Origin of the sequence: Schleiferilactobacillus harbinensis (assembly GCF_008694105.1) — a bacterium.
Classification (GTDB): domain Bacteria; phylum Bacillota; class Bacilli; order Lactobacillales; family Lactobacillaceae; genus Schleiferilactobacillus; species Schleiferilactobacillus harbinensis.
On the sequence record NZ_CP041364.1, the window covers coordinates 1,094,413 to 1,112,001 of the forward strand.

Below are 17,589 nucleotides of genomic sequence, written 5' to 3' on the forward strand. Positions count from 1 at the left end.
TATGGAACCCAGAAAAGGTGGGAAGAAAACGCTAAATCCTTTGCACTTCCGGGCCAAATACGCAATAATGAAGTAGACCAACAAGATTTGGAGGGATTGTTTATGGCAAAGTCTAAATTTGGGCGCGGTTTCCTGTTTGGCGTTCTCGCTACTGCAGGCGCCGTTGCTGGCAGTGTTTATGCCTTTAAGAAACAAGTCGTCGAACCCAGCGACGCCGAAGTCAGCCGGATCGAAGATAATCGTAAACGGGCCAACCGTAAGGCCCATCAGGCTCATCAGGGATAATTCACGGTAAACAAATAGCGTTGACGAGTTGGAACGAATTCGTCAACGCTATTTTTGTAGGCTTGGTAAGCAGGATCAGTCGTTGCTGCGCCGTGCCCAAGCTGCGAACAATATCATTGCCTTTTTTCTAGGCAACAGCTTTACCCTTCGTCTTACCATGCCATTCCCGGAAGCCGCCCTTGAGCCAGCGAACTTCGGTAAAACCGGCTTTTTTCAGCTGCAGAGCCGCCCGAATGGCCAGATTCGTGCCGCTCTCATAAACATAAACCGGTAAATCTTTACGCAGTGATCCCATGTCCTGCTTTAACGACGCCATCGGCATACTGCGGGCACCCAAAATATGCTTCGTATCGAACGTCTTACGCTCCCGCAGATCGATAATCTGAGCCCGGGTACGACCCTTTTCAAACTCTTCTTCGGTCAACGCACCCTTCAACTGCCGGCCGCGCCACCAGTAATATGTCGGCGAACCGATCATATACAATACAATCAGCAGAAGGAACCCGTTCAGGATCCAAATACCTTGATTAAATGAACTTGCTAACACCATTACCTGCATTCCTCTATTCTTCTGTTTGTGCGTGGTCGGCCAAGACCAGGGAAGCCGCGCCGACGATACCGGCTTCGTTGCCTAACGTGGCCAACCGCAAAGACGTGGTCTGGCGAACATTCGGGAAGGTATTTTCTTCGAAATTTCGTTGCACCCGTTCCAGCAGGAAGTCGCCGGCCGCGCTGACACCGCCGCCAATGACGATATACTTCGGATTCAGCATATTGCCGACGTTAGCCAGAGCCAAGCCCAAATAGAAGCTGACCTTATCCACGACCTTCAGTGCCAAGGGGTCACCCTCTTTGGCCAAGTCGAAGACGATCTTTGAGGTAATATCTTCACCATCATCCAGCATGAATTTCAGTTTCGCATCACCGGCATATTCTTCGGCCATATCCCGAGCAATATGGACCACGCCGGTGGCCGAGGCATATTGCTCTAAGCAGCCGCGCTTGCCGCAGGTGCACAGATAACCGCCAGGCTGAACGGTAATGTGGCCCAACTCGCCAGCGGATCCCGCTACGCCATGGAGCAGTCTGCCGTCAGCGATGATGCCGCCGCCAACCCCGGTACCCAGAGTAACGAAAGTCACGTTGGGATCATTGTCGCCGGCACCCTGCCAGCGTTCGCCCATGGCTGCCACGTTGGCATCGTTATCAATATAGAAGGGAATATTCGTCGCCGCCTCAATGTCCCGTTTAGGGTAAACGGTGCCTTCCCAATTCAAATTGAATGCGCCGCTGACTGTCCCCGCTGCTAAATCAACTGAGCCGGGCGACCCCATGCCGATTCCTGCAAACTGGTCAGCAGGCATATCGTACAGTTTCAAGTGGTGCTGAATAGAATCGATAATGTTGGGGATAATATGACTGCCATCCTCCAAGATGTCGGTTTCAATACTCCACCGTTGCTGCACTTCCCCCTGCGGCGTAAGAATGCCGAATTTGGTCGTGGTACCGCCGAGGTCGACCCCGATCAGTTTTTTATCTGTCATGCTGTTTTCCACTGCTTTCATGATTTTTTTGTTGCATGCGCAACTCATACTCCCGTTCACGGTGCAACACCGCCCGGGCTTTCACATATATCTTAGCATCTAAGAGCCCGGCTGTGTATACGTGTTCAAGCTCAATTGTCATCAACTCGATATCCCACAGCCGTTTCCCCAAATGGACTAAGATGCCAAAGCGTTCCAATAGCTGCTGCACGTCATAAAGCGTGCGCATGGGATGATCACCCGGCATAGCGGACCATCCCCAAATAACCTAAGACACCTGCTGCGGCCAGCAGGACCACCGTGCCCGCGATCCGCTGCCATACCGGCAGTTTCCCGAAGCGGGCCGGCAAAGCCAAGACCATGGCAATGAGAAAGCCGCCTAGGGCGCCGCCGATATGGCCAAAGATATCGATCGACGGCATAAACAGATCCAATACTAAATTGATCAGGATCAACGTCAAAAATTGCCGGGCTGCCATTTGAAAATACGGTTCCTGCCGGTAGCCGACGCCCAGGAACAGGAAAGCGCCAAACAAGCCGAACAGGGCAGTGGATGCCCCTGCGGAGATGCTGTTCATACTGCCAAAGGCAAACGAGGTCAAATTACCCACGATGCCGCTGACAAAGTAAATGACCAGCATCCGCCAATGGCCGAATAAACCCTCGATCTGGGTGCCCACGGCATAGATCATGACACCGTTGGTGGCGATATGCAGCAGGCCGATGTGGATAAACATCGCGGTGATCAGCCGCCACCATTCGCCCTGGGCCACCAGCTGGCCGACGTTGGCGCCGACTTGGAGCAAAACAGCGGAATTATCGGAACCGCCCAGCAGTATTTCGGCTAAATACATCAACACGGTGGCAATCAGTAAACCGTAAGTGACGAACGGCATCAGTTTGAGGCGGGTCATGTACCAGCGAATCCGGCTATTGTTCATTAATTCTCTTCCCTTCTAGGAGCGTGCCCACCGGCACATCATGTTCGGCGACGCGCCAAGTGGGCGCATTGAACAGCATCACCGTGGTCGCCAGCGTGATCGTATGCTGGATAGCCGCGGCGTGGCGGGCGAGATACCGGTCGTAATAGCCGGCACCGAAACCGACCCGGGCATGGCTGCCCCGAACAAAAGCGACTCCTGGCACGACCACAATGGCCGGCACCACATCGGCATCAGCCACCGGTTCTAGGATACCGTAATCCGTCCGGGCCAATTCGTCAGCGCCGCCATGATACGGCACAAAATGCATGGACCGATCTGGAAATGTCTTAGGCAATAACACTGGGCGCCCAGCGGCCAGCAATTGATCAATGATCGGCGCCGTCGGTACCTCAATACCGCCGGCCATGGTCAAGCCGACGCTGCCTTGGGGATGGGTAGCCAGCCAAGCCAGTAAATCACCTTGCAACTGCTGGCTCTCCCTTTTAAACGCCGGCGTCTTGGCAAATTCGACCATTCGGGGAATTTGCAGCTGGCGGAACGCTTTTTTCGTTAATGTCATGGCGGGCCTCACTTAATGTTGTTCAGCTTATAGTATTGTTCAATCATCGTTCGGGCCACTTCCTGGTTATAGTTACCCTCGGAATCGACGTCCAAATTCGGGAAGACGATGGCGATCGCAATCTGCGGGTCGCTGGAGGGCGCGAAACCGACGAAGCTGGAGTTGGTGGTTTCTGGCGGATTCGTCGTCGGGTTGTCCGGATCAATGTAGAAGGACTGGGCAGTACCGGTCTTCGCCGACATCGCTGGTTTGATATCCTTCAATGGATGGGCTGTACCCCAGGCCATGGAACCGTGGACGACGTTGTACATCCCCTGCTTGACGACATCCAGCTCATCCTGGGTGAACGGTACCCGGTTCAAAATGGTTGGCTGGGTAGTGTCCACGATGGCGCCCTTTTGACCCTGGGTGCCATTTTCTTGGATGGACTGAACCAGATAGGGTTTCATCCGGTAACCGCCGTTGGCAATCGTGCTGATGTATTGAACCATCTGAACTAATGTGTATTGATCATAGTTCCCGTAAGAAAGGTCCAACGCTTTCCCAGAATTCAGAATGCCCTCTTCATTGGTGGTTGGGCCCAGATAAGCTCCGATTTCACCTGGCAAGTCGATCCCAGTCTTGGTGCCGAGCCCAAACATTGCGAAATACCGGCGCATAATGGTGAAGATATTGTCCTTGAAATTGATCAAGGTATGGGGCACGTATGCCGCTTTACCCATCTTCAGAGCCAAATTCATCATGTAAATGTTGGAGGAAACTTCCAACGCCTGGACCGCATTCAGCGATGAATACGTACCAGCCGGATAAACGGATTTCTTCACCGGTGTCGCCGGCAAGTAGATGGGATCATCCACTTGGGTATTGCTGCTGGGAGTGATTACCCCATCCATCAGCGCGCCAAGCACGGTGGCCCCTTTGACGGCCGACCCCATGACGAAGTTGCGATTGATGGTGCCCAGGGCATCATCCGATTCTTTTTTAGTCTTCGGATCGTTCTGCACGCCGGCCATGGCCAAGATGGCGCCGGTCTTCGGGTTCATTGCAATCGCATAGGCCCCGTCTGAATATGTGGCGTCGCCGGCACTCTTGGCCCGGTCGAACTGCTGTTTCAAAACTTTTTCGACAATACTCTGGTATTGACTATTAATCGTTAAATTTAAATTATCGCCAGGTTTGCCCCCATACAGAGTAGTCGCGTCGGTGACCAGATTGTTGGCGTGGACATCGACCTGGGTACGGGACTTGGTGCCCTTCAGCACTGGTTCGTAGGCCTTTTCCAAATAACTCGTACCGACCCGATCATTCCGAGAATAGCCCTGGGCCAGGAGTGTATTGACTTCATCCTCAGGCAGACCCTGCTGTTCCGAGGAAACAGAGCCGATCACGCTGCGCATGGAATCACCGTTAGGATAGGAGCGTTCCCAATCGGTACCAACGCTGACGCCGGGAATTTCGGTCAAATGCTCAGATACTTTAGCCACTTCCGCGGCGCTCACGTCCCGGTTCTTGATCATCACGGTAGACAGCTGGTATGCCCCGGCCATTCGCGCATAAATTTCAGCAGCGCTGGTCTCTTGAGGCGTTAAAGTAATATTTTTCTTCATGGTATTGGCCACTTCATATTGATACTGAACAGTGGCTGACCGGGCATCCCCACTTGGCGTTTCCTTCTGATCTTTGGTCAGCTCATTGTCAGCGGCCTTGAGATTATTCTTATCCGCCAAATAATAATCCACCTTTTCCCGCGGCGTCAGCTTGGTGCCGCTGGGCATGGTGATTAATTTGGCGAGACTGTCAGCCACTTTGCGGATCTTATCGGCGGTCACGGACACGTTCTTGGTATACGTGATCGCACTTTCCGGCTCGTTACCCACCAAGAGGCGCCCTTGGGAATCATAAATCTGGCCCCGGGCCACGTCCTTCGTGACGACTGAGCTGTCTGTCCGCTCCACTTCGGCCTGGAACATATCCCCGTTGACCACCTGCAAATAAGCCAGTTGCGCCATTAAGGCCGCAAATAACAGGAAGACCAAAAGCAGGAGAAAATTCAGGCGAAAGGGAATTTTCGATTTTTTACGTTGCGGTGTTTGCTGATTTGGAGAATGCACGTTCACTCGACCCCGATTTCTTATTTGTGTTCGATACCATATTGTAGCAAAAAAGCGGCGGCCCCTCTACCGCCTTACCACACGCTTAACGATATTGTAGAATAGGATATACGATTAAAAAACAGAGGAGTTGGCAAAACGTTGCGTTATTCGTCTCGGCACCACCGCACCAGCCCGCGCTGGCCGCTCGTCTGGAGCTTTGCGGTCCCTTTTTTGTTCATTATTGGTTACTTTGCAGTCCAGCGGGTCTGGCCGTTGGGCAACCAAAGCGTCATGACTGTGGACCTGGGCCAGCAGTATATCGATTTCTTTGCCTATTTTAAGAAAACTTTACTGGCCCATCCAGAAACGTTTTTCTACTCCTTCAGCAAGGGCCTCGGCGGCGAAATGATCGGTACGTTTGCCTACTACTTGCTGAGTCCCTTGAATTTCCTGCTCTTCCTATTCCCAGGCACCAGTCTATCCGTGGGCATCTGGCTGTTAATGGCCTTAAAACTCGGCTTAGCCGGGCTGTTTGCGTGTGTGTATTTGCGCCAGCCGGAACGGCATCTGGCCCCAGCGGTTCAGGCCGCTTTAGCTGTTAGTTACGGCTTGTGCGCGTACCTGATCGTCAACCACTACAATGTCATGTGGCTGGATGGTGTTTATTTATTACCCCTCTTACTGGTCACCCTGGAATGGCAGCGGACCGCTCGGCGAATCTGGGCCTATCCGCTGCTGCTGGCGGTCACTTTCATCGTCAACTATTACATAGGTTACATGATTGCCTTATTCCTGGTACTGTACTGGGTCTGGTATCAAAGCCAGTTTGCGGCTAATTTGCGGACATGGTTCCGCCAAGGCGTGCGGTTTGCCTGGACGTCTTTGCTGGGCGCGGGCTTGAGCCTCTTTATCCTCTTACCGACCCTGTTTGCCCTCAGCGATTCCAAGGGTACCTATACCGTCAAAGCAATTGATTGGACGATCGAATATAACCCGCTCAAGCTGCTGCCTAAAATGGTCTCTGGGGCCTATTCTTTTGATCAAATGTCCTCGGGCCAGGCCAACATTTATACCGGCATGATTGTTTTGCTGGGGGTGATCTTGTACTTCTTCAACCGCTGGGTACCATGGCAGGAAAAGATCGTCGCCGGGATTATCTCCCTCTTTTTGCTGGCCAGTTTATTCTTTCAGCCTTTTGATTTATTGTGGCATGGTTTCCAGTTTCCGGTATGGTATCCGTACCGTTTCAGCTTCGTCGTCAGCCTGTGGGGTATTCTGCTCACAGCCAGAGTCTGGCCGCTGCTGCCCCAATTCCGGGCTTGGCAAGGCTGGCTGCTGCTGATTCCTGGCATCGTGATCGTCGGTTACAGTGCTTGGCAGCTGCCCAAGCTGGAATTTATCCATTGGCCAGCGATTCTGTTCACCGGCGCCTTTGCCGTGGCCGCTGTCTGCTTAGTCGCCCTGCACGACCGCGGCTGGCACTGGTGGCCGCTAGCTCTCCTGCTTTGCGTGACCTTAGAAATGCTGACCAACGGGGTGCTCAGCCTGAATCAGCTCAGCTACATCAGCCAAAGCGACTACGCCAACTACACCAATAATTTGCAAGCGGCGGTATCTAAAATTCAAAAGACGTCGCCTGAACCGTTCTACCGGATCGGCAAGACTTTTGAACGCACCAAAGACGATGCGATGCAGACAGACTTCTTCGGCGGGTCTCACTTCAACTCGATGATGGAACCGCGTCAGCCCAATCTATACGACCGGTTAGGTTTGCCGGCTGGCGATGGTCAGATTTCGTACACCAATGGGACCTTGATTACTGACGCGGTATTAGATATGCGCTATTATTTGCAAGACACCAAGAGCTATAGCGTATTGGACAGTCATGACCTGGCCGGCCACCCGATGATGTTTCCCAATGCGTACCGCCCGGATCTGGCCTTCTACGACCACGTAGCGACGCAAACGATGACCGCCACCTATCGCAATCCCTACGCCTTGTCGTTAGTGTACGCCGGCTCTGACCGCGCCCTGAAGCATGTCCGGCTGCCGAACTATCCATTGTCCGAACAAGAAGCCTTGATGAATGAACTCACTGGGAGCCAGGATTGGCACAGTCTGTTCATTCCCCTTTTGCACCCGACCATTACCACCAGCAACATCAAAAAAGATGACAACGAGACGATCAGCGGCACATTTTACCGGAGTAATAAGTTAAAGCCGGCGACGGTCACCTATTCCTTTATCGCCAGCAGCAACGATCCGTATTACGTGACTTTCGGCAACAATATGCCCATTAAGGACATGACGATCCGGGTCAACGGTCGTGAAGTGAAACAGTACGACTCTTTCCGGTCTCCCGTCGCTTTCAATCTAGCGGCGCACCATGCTGGGCGCCGGGTGACCCTCAGCTTCACATTCAGTAATAACGACTCCGTCAGCATGGACGGACTGGCTTTTTACCGCTTCGATCTGGCTGAATTTGAAAAAATGGATCAGCAGTTGCAGAACCAGGCCGGCGAGATAACCAATTTCAAACAGGACGCCATCACCGCCACGGTCACCACCACGAAGACCGCCCCCACGGTGTATACCTCGATTCCGGCCAGTCCTGGGTGGCAAGTTCTGGTAGACGGCCAGCCGCAGAAGACCAAGCAATTGATGAATACATTCGTCGCCTTTACCCCGAAAAAAACCGGGCGCCACACGGTTCAAATCCGTTACGTGGCACCCGGCTGGCGGGTCGGTGTGACCGGCTCGCTCCTGGCATTGCTCCTATGGGGGCTAGTGGTGTTCTTTGATCGAAAGCATTATTGGTCAGCCGGATCACCCGTGGCGCTATCGCCGTCATCGACCAAGTGGTGGCGCAAAGCGTAAATTGCTGCCTGGGTCCGGTCCTCCACTTGCAGCTTCGCTAAGATATTGGATACATGGGTTTTCACCGTTTTCAGCGTAATAAACAATTCATCCGCGATCTCCTGATTTGAGCGGCCCTGGGCGATGAGGGTCAAAACTTCCATCTCCCGATTGGTCAGATCCTCATACAGGGGCTTCTCGCCAGCATGGGCCATGCGGTGCATCATCTTGTTGGTCACTTCCGGCTCCAACACCGATTCGCCCTGGGCAGTTTGCCGAATGGCCGATGCAATTTCCTCGGCCGTGGACGTCTTCAAGATGTAACTGGCCGCGCCGGCTTCGATGGCCGGGTAGACTTTCTCATCATCAATGAAACTCGTCAAAATAATGATCTTCGCCTTGGGCCACTGGGCGAGGATCTTTTTTGTGGCTTCGATGCCATCCATGTTGGGCATCACGACATCCATCAGGATCACATCCGGATGCAGTTCCAGGGCCATTTTAACTCCTTCGACCCCATCCACGGCCTGACCTACGACTTCAATATCATCCTGTACTCCCAAGTAGGTGCTGATGCCCAGACGGACCATTTCGTGATCATCCACGATCAATACTTTAATCATCTTCACTCGTCTGCTTTCTAAAATGTACTCAAATGTATACGCATCTGATCTATGGTGGCACTTTAGATTTAGACCATTAAGAGTACAGTGTGTTTAGTCAATTTCGTAATTGCCGGCACCCCCGTCTGATTGGGATCAGACGAGTATGGCGCATAACAGTGCCGACTAGAAATCATCTCTGAACGGTTTCCCATTCCGGCGTAAGCCCCGCCGCATATTGAATCAAATTTTGCACAGCGTTATCGTCTCGGTCAATGATGAGACCGCACTCGTAACAGCGGTACACGTCATGCTGGTGGTAAATGCTGTCGCCTTGGAGGGTCATCTTGCCGCCATAGCTTTCTTCTTTCTTGATATAGCCGCAGTTTGAACAGCGCTGCGTTGACGGGAAGAAACGATTGGCGATCACCAGATGACGATGGTGCCAGGCCGCCTTGTACTCGATTGCCGTGCGTAAGCGGCGAAAGAGACCGCGCTGAAGGCCTTTGACCTTTTTATCGTCCATCATCATCCCGTGGACATCCAGATCCTCTAAACAAGGCACGGGATAATTATTGATAATCTTGTGGCTGAATTTGTGAATCAGGTCATCCTGCAAGGCGTGCACCTGCTCATAGGCGCGGTTCATCTTCGCTTTAATCCGCTGATAGGTCTTGGACCGGTAGTCGCCCGGATTTCTCCGCCGTTTCCGGTTCAGGCATTTTTGGTAATACTTGATCCGTTGATGCAACGCTGCCATGCGTGGTGTGAAGGTGTTGACGTCCCCGCCGTTCCAGCGGATATGGCCCACGTTCACATCAATGCCGACGATGTCCCAGCAGTCATAAAAAGCCGGTCGTGGAGTATCTTCAATCAATACGTTGACACTGGCGTAGAACTTTTTTCCGCGCTTGGTTATCGTCACGGTTTTGATCTCGCCAGTAAAACGTAAAGTCTCCGCCATTTTGATGGCGCTGAAACGATGGCTGGCCGCATGCGGCCGATCCAAGGTCAGGTACTTGCCGGTAATGACCGCCCGGTCCGTCGTAAAGCTTTGTTTAGGATCCCGCTTATGATGGAATTTAGGCTTGTGAGCGTCCGGCATAGCGGGATTGAAGAAATTCTGCCAGGCTTGATGCAGCCGATGGACAGCAGTTTGGAGCACTCGGGCTGAAAACTGATGCTGCCAGTCGGTTTTGTTTTTCACCAGCTCGTCGCGGACTTTGTACTCACTGGGACGCAGTTTCTTGTTCGCCATGGTTAATGATGCGTCATACATGTCATTCCATGCGGCCAAACCTTTGTTCCAGCAAAAGCGGTTGTAGTCCATCAGCTCAATGATGACCGTGGCCATCTCGGCGTTGGGATAGATCCGTATCTTGTGTGTTTTGATTGGCATTCGATTCACCTCCTTATATTTCAAGGATACCGAATCGAATGTGTGTTTGTCTCCTTCCGTGCTCAGCTGCTTCGAATCAAGATTCATCCAGAGAAGCTGTATTACGTGATAAAAAACGCCCATGATCTTGATGGCCCTTGATTATCGATGCTTACATTTGATCCTTTAATCAGCAATCATTCCGATCCTCCTTTACGATGGGCACCCGCACTTCCACACTGGTTCCCTGCTGGGGGAAGCTGACAATATGCAAGCTGCCGCCCATACTCTTCGTTCGTTCGCTGATGTTTTGCAGGCCATAACTGCCGGCGGCCTGGGCGGTCTTCTGCTCGAACCCGACACCGTTATCCACGACTTTCAACAATACAGTCTGGCCAATCTGCTTTAAGTATACTTCAACCGTCGTCGCCTTGGCATGGCGCAAGGTGTTGGACAGCAACTCCTGGACGATGCGGAACAGGTTATCCTCAATGGCACTGGGCAGGCTTAGCGGCGCGATGTCGGCGGTGATCTTGATTTGCACCTTCGTCTTCAATTCGTTCAAGAGCGAAATGATCCCTGCCTGCAAGCTCTTGCCTTCCAAATTGATGGGCCGCAGATGCAACAGCAGCGCCCGCATTTCGGATTGGGCTTCGTTGATTACCTTTTCGATGGTGACAATTTGTTTGGTCAGCGTTTCCGGCAAATCCTCCTTGGCTGCGGTGGCATTCAGCGCCGAAAGCATCATCGTGGCCGCAAACAGTTGCTGGCTGACGGAATCATGGAGCTCACGGGCCAAGCGATGCCGTTCATCCTGGAGGATTTCTTCCTTGGTCTGGTTGCCCATAATGATTGGCTGATCGGCCATCGTTTGAATATTGGCCTGCAGTGTTTGGAGTTTATCCCGCAAGCGGCGCAGTTTTTCGACGACGGCGACATTGGTGGACGTCATGAACGTGGCAGGCGGGGCAAAAGCGGTATCATCGTACTGATCAGCCAGTAAGGCATCCAACGCAGTATCCGTGTGGCGCAGGTTGCGGCGGACGACCAGCGAAGTCAGCGTCGTGAGGGCCAGCCCTAAGACCAGCGCCACAGCAAAAAAACCCAGCACCAAGGGTACCCCAAGGAAAGGCTGGGTCAATTCGCGTTCCACTAAAGGCCATTGGCCGACGCGGTAGGCGCTATAAGCCAAGACCCCGGTGACCAAGGCAAAGGTCAGAAGCGTCGACGCGATGGCTAACACAACTTTCTGTAACCGACTCATACGTACCGCACCTCCAGATCACCAACTAAGGTGCTGGTGACAATTTTGATCGTTCGCTGCTTGCCATCCGCATCCTGATGGTGCAGCTGCAGCCGTTCGTTCTGGAGGTGGTAAGTCTCATCAAGAAATTGGACGGTACCGAAGACAACGCTGTGATCTAATTCAATGGCCACCCCGACTGGAACGAGGATCCGCGTCCGGCCAAAGCCCTTGCGAATCATGATGAAATTATCCTGATCTTCCGGGAGCAGGGTGTTACCTAAATCAACGATCGTGTCGCCGTAAAGGGAAACAAAATTGATATCGTCCCATGGAAAAGTAGTCTCACCGATCGTCGTGCCGCCAAACCAGGGCGACTTTCGCATGGGCGGCGGCGTGCCGCTGGGTGCCGTCGTTTTGAAGTGGACGTACTGTTTCCGTCGCCAAGGCACCCATTTGTGCAACCCGCCGCCCATCGTAGTCAGGAGCAGCATAATGGCCAGGAGGGTGATCACGAAGAAGGCCCAAAAAGCGCTGTTCATGGTGATCCCGATGGCGATGAAGATCATGCCGAAGATGCGGCTGCCTTCGCGGGGGCTTTGGCGGTGATGGCCGCCGACAAGTAAGAGGGTCCCGACGACGACAAGAATCAAGGCCATGGGGTCAGTGACGATTTGCCAGCCGAGGAAAGCAATACTGGCGGTCTCGATGATCGCGATTAAGCACCATAAAAAGCGCACGGGTCTTCCTTCTTTCTGTGGGGTTAGAGTGTTCGTTGCCTGCCGTGCCAATGCTCCGCAAGCTCCGGCTGAGGGGGCTGGCGACGCGCAGCTAGTGCGAAGCCAAAGGCGTAGCTAGCCATGACAGCGTTTTGAGCCGGCAAAAACCGCCGTCTCAAAATCGCCTAACAACATCGGCGGCAAAGCCGCCGTGTTGTTTCCATGGCTGAGCCCCCTCAGCCTCCGCTTGCTGCGCATTGGCACTAGACACGCCGAGACAAAATACTCTAACTTATTCTGTTAATAGTATACCGTACTTAACTGCCCTTCAGACCCGTCACTGGGCCATATTGCGATGCGACTTTAGGCTGAATTTTCGGTTCCCACTGGCGCCGGTAGTTCACACATTTCACCGCATAACAAAAAACGACCTCGCATGAGGTCATTTCTCGTTGGGTCTAGTTTATTTAACCGTCTGAATCGCGACGTCCATTTCACCACCGGGCGTCTTGATCGCCACATGATCGCCCTTATGGCGACCAATCAGGGCCTTGGCGATCGGTGAGTCGTTGGAAATCTTACCAGCAAATGGATCTGCTTCGGCTGCGCCGACGATTTGGTAAGTTTCCGGTTCATCTTCCCCGTCTTCCAGGAAAGTGACTGTCTTACCGACAGATACCTCATTAGCATCCACGGAGTTGACGTCCACAACTTGGGCAAAGTGCAGCATTTCCTCGATTTGAGAAATGCGTGATTCAACAACACTTTGCTCGTCCTTCGCTGATTCATATTCCGAATTCTCGGATAAATCGCCGAAACCGCGGGCGACCTTGATGCGCTGGATAACTTCGGGCCGTTTGACGGTCTTCAATTGTTCCAATTCATCTTCCAGCTTTTTCTTACCCTCTGCTGTCATCGGGTATGTTTTATTTGCCATGCCTTACACCTCTAAATAATTCGTTACTTGCTTCTTTTGATCGTTGAACTTTGACAGTCCAAGAGGACATTATACAGAATCTTAGCCAGATTGTCTCGCAAAAATGTCACGAATTTTAGTGACAAGCAAATCGATCGCCACTTGATTCTGACCGCCCTCTGGAATGATGATGTCCGCATAACGTTTGGTCGGCTCAACAAATTGGTGATACATCGGCCGCACGGTGGCCAAATATTGATTGATAATATTATCCAGCGACCGGCCCCGTTCGTGCATGTCCCGCTTCATCCGGCGAATCAACCGAATGTCGTCGTCGGTGTCCACATAAACTTTGATGTCCATTAAATCCCGCAAGCGCGGATCGTAAAGGATCAAAATCCCCTCCAGGATAATCACGTCTTTGGGTTCCTGACGGACGACTTGCTTAGACCGGTTATGATCTTTGTAATCGTATACTGGTTTCTCGATTGGCTCATACCGCAACAGCTGTTTGATCTGGTCGATCAGCAAGTCGGTATCGAAAGCCAACGGATGATCGTAATTAATTTTCTTCCGTTCTGAGAATGGTGCGGCGGATGCCTTGTAGTAGGAATCCTCCTGCAGCATCAATAACGAATGGCCGGCGAACTCATCAAAGATAGCCCGACTAACCGTGGTTTTGCCGCTGCCGGAACCGCCGGTCACACCGATCACGATGGGTCGTTTCTTACCGGCGGTGCCGTGTTCACTGCCTAAATCAATCATCATTACTGCCCCAAATCCTGTGTTGTACTTGTGTGCTGTTCATACGTCTGGGAATAGTAAATCTTCCCGGTTTTCAGATCTGCCTGGAAGTACAAATAGTTTTGATCCCGATCCTTCGGCGCCAAAACCGCTTGGACGGCATTCAAACTGGGGTTGTTGAATGGCCCGGGCCCGTAACCTTTATTGATATACAAGTTGTAGGGTGAATCCACACTGGTATCTTTGTTCGTCAAGTGTGTCTTATGCACATTCAACGCATACATCACGGAGATATCAGACTGCAATGGCATATTCACCGCTAACCGGTTGAAGAAGACGCCCGCGATCTTTTGCCGGTCCTCGGTCTTGACCCCCTCCCGCTCTACCAATGAAGCCAGAGTGAGTGTCTGTTGGACAGTCAGATTCTTGGCAGCAATTGATTTGTAAAGCGGGGAAAGTTCCTCTTGGGACTTGTGGACCATCATCGTCACGAAATCCTTCAGACTGGTGTCTTTATAGATGTCGTAGGTCGCAGGCGCTAAATACCCCTCTAAATGATAGCGGACATTCTTAGCAGTCTGGGCTGAACTCAAGAGTTTTGGATACTTCTTGTACAGCGTGTTCAGGAACGTGTCATCCTTCATCAGTTTGAGGAAGGACGCTTTATCCCACTTCTTGTTTTTCTTCGTTTGACTGGCCAGGGAATCGGCGATGTCTTCCACCGTCACCCCTTCTTTGACCAAGATCCGGCCGATCCGGTCCTTGGGTTCCGCAGCCAAGCCCTCTTTCTGCAATTGGGCAACGACTTGGTCCAAGGTCATAGATGGTTTGAAGGAATGCCAGCCGGCAGTGAAGTCCGCGTAGTTATGGGTCTTCACGTAATAATTGAACACCGTGGCACTGCGGATCACTTTGTGCTTCTCCAATTGAACGGCAATTTCCTTGTTGGACGAACCAATGGGAATCTTCACCGCCACTGTCTTCGTGTCCGCCGTATTATACGGCTGCAAGCTGGTATGCACATAACGATAGCCCAAAATACCGATAGCGACTGCTAAAACGGCCAGGATACTGACGATCCAGACCACGATCTTATTGGCCACGCGTTGTTCCTGCTGGCGATTGGTCTCCCGTTGACTCGCTTGTTCAGCCGCGTCTAACGGGGCCGGCGACCCTTCTTTGCCCGCATCGTGTTTCTTGGGCGTTTGCTCTGACTTCAACTGCGGTGGACCCCCTACCTAATCTCGATAATCACTGTAAGCCATTATACAAAACCAACGGCCGCTTGGCTACCGGATCTCAGCATGCAAGTCGCTCACCAGCGCATCGCTGACCTGTTTGAAGGCGGCGTTGACCTGTTCTTCCGTCAATGTACCTTCTGGGTTACGGAATGTTAACGTATAAGCCAGCGACTGGGTCCCGGCGGGCAGCTTGTCGCCCTTGTAGACGTCAAACAGTTGGACATCCTCTAAGAACGCGCCCGCTTGGTCGTGGATGATGGCCAGTACTTGAGCGTTGGTCACGTCCTCCGGCAATTGCAAGGCAATATCCCGGGTTACAGCTGGATATTTCGGTGCCGGTACCGCCTGCAGCGGCGTCTTCGCCGCATTCAGCAGCAGATCCAGATTCAGTTGGAAAATGAAAGTATCCGCCGCATGGATAGCAGCCGTCTGGGCGGGGTGCACTTCCCCGACGAAACCCAGCAGAGCATCGCCTAAGAAAATGTCTGCCGTGCGCCCCGGGTGCATCTCCGGATGGCGATCCGTGGCCACGTACCGCACTGCAGCGCTCAACCGCAACGGCGCCAGCAGCTCATCGACCATCCCTTTGACTAAATAGAAGTCAGCGGGTTGGGTGGCGGTATCCCAAGCACGGCTCTGCCAATCGCCAGATACGAGCCCAGCCAAGTACTCCACTTCATTAGGCCGGACTGTGGCGGCATCGTCCTTCAAGAAGACCCGCCCTTGCTCGAACAGCGCGACATTTTTCACGCTGTGGGCAATGTTGTATGCCAGATCATCCATTAAGCCAGGAATCAAGCTTTGGCGCAGGGCCACGTGATCTTTAGTCATCGGCCAATCAATCTGAGTCGGAACGCTATTGGTCTGGACATACTGCGTGACTTCATGCTCATTGACCAACGCATAACTGATGGCCTGGTTCAAGCCGGCCGCCAGCAAGGTCCGCTTGCTGTAACGGATCAACTGCTGAATGGGAGTGAACTTAGCGACAGTGGTCGTTGCTTCTGGCAAAGTGCTGGGCAGGTTGTCATAGCCGTAAAGCCGGGCGACTTCTTCAATCAAGTCGGCCTCAATACTGATATCCCAGCGGCGAGGCGGTACACTGACGGTGAATAAACCATCTGCTTCCTGAACATCGAAGCCCAGCCGATCGAAGATGTCTCTCACCATATCCACGGACAGTTGCGTCCCCAGCACATGGTTGATGCGATCAATTGAAATATCTACGATAACGGGCAATACTTGCATGGCGGTAGGCGACAAAATTCCTTTTGCCGTCTTGGCGTCTGCAATTTCCTCTGCCAATTGGGCGGCATGCGTTAGTGCTGGCAACACATCCGCATGATTCGTGCCTTTTTCAAACCGGCTGGACGCCTCGGACCGCAGGTTATACCGTTGGGCCGTCTTGCGAATCGGCGTCGGCGGGAAAACAGCGGCTTCGAAGACCACCGTATGGGTGCCTTCAGTGACTTCTGTACTCAATCCGCCCATGACTCCCGCCAGGGCGATGGGGGTTTCCCCGTCCGTGATCACGATATCATCCGGTACCAAGTCGTGGTCATTGCCGTCCAAAGTTGTCAGCTGTTCACCCTGCCGAGCATGGCGAACGACAATTTCTTTGCGGGCCAGCTTATCATAGTCAAAGGCATGCAGCGGCTGGCCGTATTCCAGCATCACGTAGTTAGTGATATCCACGATGTTGTTGATCGGCCGAATACCGGCATTCCATAACCGAACCTGCAGCCATTGGGGACTTTCCTTGACCTGGACGTTTTGGACGAGGCGCAAATGATAACTCGGCGCGTCCGCTTGGTCCGGCACTGCTGCTTTGAGCAGCGTGGTGATCTCATCACCATTTTCGACCGCATGCGGTTCCTTGAAATGCGGTTTCTCGTTGAGCATGGCCCCAATTTCCCAGGCAGACCCATGCATGCCTAAAGTATCGGCGCGGTTGGGCGTGATATCCAGATTCAGGACAGGATCATCCATCCCCAGCAGCGGAAAGACGGATTCCCCCGGCGTGTGAGGCTCATTGAAGACATAAATCCCATTGGCGTAAGCCTTGGGGACAACTGCTTCTGGGAAGCCGATTTCCTGCAAGGCGCAAATCATCCCCATGGAGACTTCGCCGCGCATCTTACTCTTCTTGATCTTCGTGTGGCCGGCGATCCAGGAACCCGGCAGGGCCACGATGACATATTGCCCAGCGGCCACATTAGGCGCGCCGCAGACGATTTGATAGGGTTCCGTATCGCCCACATCCACCTGACAAATATGCAGGTGGTCGGAATTCGGGTGCGGGACACTTTCTAAGACGTGACCCACCACGATTTTTTTCATGCCCTTTTCGCGCAGGAAAACTTCTTCCGTTTCGATCCCTGTCCGGGAGATTTGGTCGGCCAATTTGATGGGATCTTCAGTGACCGGCAGATAATCATTTAACCATTTATAAGAAACTAGCACGT

The 17,589-nt window shown here is 52.7% G+C and carries 16 protein-coding genes; 2 read left to right on the top strand and 14 right to left on the bottom strand.

Going from position 1 to position 17,589, the window contains the following annotated elements:
• The first annotated feature begins 102 nt into the window (after window positions 1-102).
• The gene (locus FMM01_RS05665; protein ID WP_027828452.1) at window positions 103-285 is read left to right on the top strand and encodes a DUF3042 family protein; all 183 of its coding nucleotides are present in this window, start codon (window positions 103-105) and stop codon (window positions 283-285) included.
• 127 nt (window positions 286-412) lie between these two features.
• Here FMM01_RS05665 and FMM01_RS05670 read toward each other — a convergent pair whose 3' ends face one another.
• Genes FMM01_RS05670 through FMM01_RS05695 form a run of 6 tightly spaced genes read right to left on the bottom strand, consistent with a single transcriptional unit; the run spans window position 413 to window position 5,449 of the window.
• Complete coding sequence (locus tag FMM01_RS05670; RefSeq protein WP_035440291.1) at window positions 413-835, bottom strand: rhodanese-like domain-containing protein; 423 nt, start codon at window positions 833-835, stop codon at window positions 413-415.
• A gap of 13 nt (window positions 836-848) precedes the next feature.
• Window positions 849-1,829: an ROK family glucokinase gene (locus FMM01_RS05675; protein WP_146995130.1), complete on the bottom strand. Its 981-nt coding sequence runs from the start codon at window positions 1,827-1,829 to the stop codon at window positions 849-851.
• A complete protein-coding gene (locus FMM01_RS05680) occupies window positions 1,819-2,076 on the bottom strand; it encodes a YqgQ family protein (RefSeq protein WP_223850006.1) in 258 nt (85 codons plus the stop codon). Before FMM01_RS05680 ends, FMM01_RS05675 begins: the two co-directional genes overlap by 11 nt.
• Complete coding sequence (locus FMM01_RS05685) at window positions 2,066-2,770, bottom strand: rhomboid family intramembrane serine protease (RefSeq protein ID WP_027828456.1); 705 nt, start codon at window positions 2,768-2,770, stop codon at window positions 2,066-2,068. The genes FMM01_RS05680 and FMM01_RS05685 overlap by 11 nt, the downstream gene beginning before the upstream one ends.
• Window positions 2,760-3,332, bottom strand: a complete 573-nt coding sequence (locus tag FMM01_RS05690; protein WP_150391882.1) for a 5-formyltetrahydrofolate cyclo-ligase — start codon at window positions 3,330-3,332, stop codon at window positions 2,760-2,762. The genes FMM01_RS05685 and FMM01_RS05690 overlap by 11 nt, the downstream gene beginning before the upstream one ends.
• Window positions 3,333-3,340: 8 nt before the next feature.
• Complete coding sequence (locus tag FMM01_RS05695; protein ID WP_027828458.1) at window positions 3,341-5,449, bottom strand: peptidoglycan D,D-transpeptidase FtsI family protein; 2,109 nt, start codon at window positions 5,447-5,449, stop codon at window positions 3,341-3,343.
• Between the two features lie 135 nt (window positions 5,450-5,584).
• Here FMM01_RS05695 and FMM01_RS05700 point away from each other — a divergent pair, with 135 nt between their 5' ends.
• Window positions 5,585-8,302, top strand: coding sequence for a YfhO family protein (locus FMM01_RS05700; protein WP_190973462.1), 2,718 nt, complete (start codon window positions 5,585-5,587; stop codon window positions 8,300-8,302).
• Here the strand turns inward: FMM01_RS05700 and FMM01_RS05705 are convergent.
• The 8 genes from FMM01_RS05705 to pheT form a co-directional block, all read right to left on the bottom strand.
• Window positions 8,236-8,904, bottom strand: coding sequence for a response regulator (locus FMM01_RS05705; protein ID WP_027828459.1), 669 nt, complete (start codon window positions 8,902-8,904; stop codon window positions 8,236-8,238). The two genes, FMM01_RS05700 and FMM01_RS05705, sit on opposite strands and share 67 nt — an antisense overlap.
• A 172-nt stretch (window positions 8,905-9,076) precedes the next feature.
• Entirely contained in the window at window positions 9,077-10,282 is a 1,206-nt protein-coding gene (locus FMM01_RS05710) for an RNA-guided endonuclease InsQ/TnpB family protein (RefSeq protein WP_190973463.1), read from the bottom strand.
• A gap of 169 nt (window positions 10,283-10,451) precedes the next feature.
• Window positions 10,452-11,525, bottom strand: coding sequence for a sensor histidine kinase (locus FMM01_RS05715; protein WP_150391885.1), 1,074 nt, complete (start codon window positions 11,523-11,525; stop codon window positions 10,452-10,454).
• A complete protein-coding gene (gene liaF / locus FMM01_RS05720; protein WP_063515927.1) occupies window positions 11,522-12,244 on the bottom strand; it encodes a cell wall-active antibiotics response protein LiaF in 723 nt (240 codons plus the stop codon). The genes FMM01_RS05715 and liaF overlap by 4 nt, the downstream gene beginning before the upstream one ends.
• Window positions 12,245-12,686: 442 nt before the next feature.
• A complete protein-coding gene (gene greA / locus FMM01_RS05725; protein WP_027828462.1) occupies window positions 12,687-13,160 on the bottom strand; it encodes a transcription elongation factor GreA in 474 nt (157 codons plus the stop codon).
• Between the two features lie 81 nt (window positions 13,161-13,241).
• Window positions 13,242-13,904 carry a uridine kinase gene (gene udk / locus FMM01_RS05730; protein WP_051225283.1) on the bottom strand — a complete coding sequence of 221 codons (663 nt, stop codon included), beginning with the start codon at window positions 13,902-13,904 and terminating at the stop codon, window positions 13,242-13,244.
• A 2-nt stretch (window positions 13,905-13,906) separates the two neighbouring features.
• Window positions 13,907-14,986, bottom strand: a complete 1,080-nt coding sequence (mltG, locus tag FMM01_RS05735; RefSeq protein ID WP_027828464.1) for an endolytic transglycosylase MltG — start codon at window positions 14,984-14,986, stop codon at window positions 13,907-13,909.
• Between the two features lie 186 nt (window positions 14,987-15,172).
• Entirely contained in the window at window positions 15,173-17,587 is a 2,415-nt protein-coding gene (pheT, locus tag FMM01_RS05740; protein WP_150391886.1) for a phenylalanine--tRNA ligase subunit beta, read from the bottom strand.
• Window positions 17,588-17,589 lie beyond the last annotated feature (2 nt).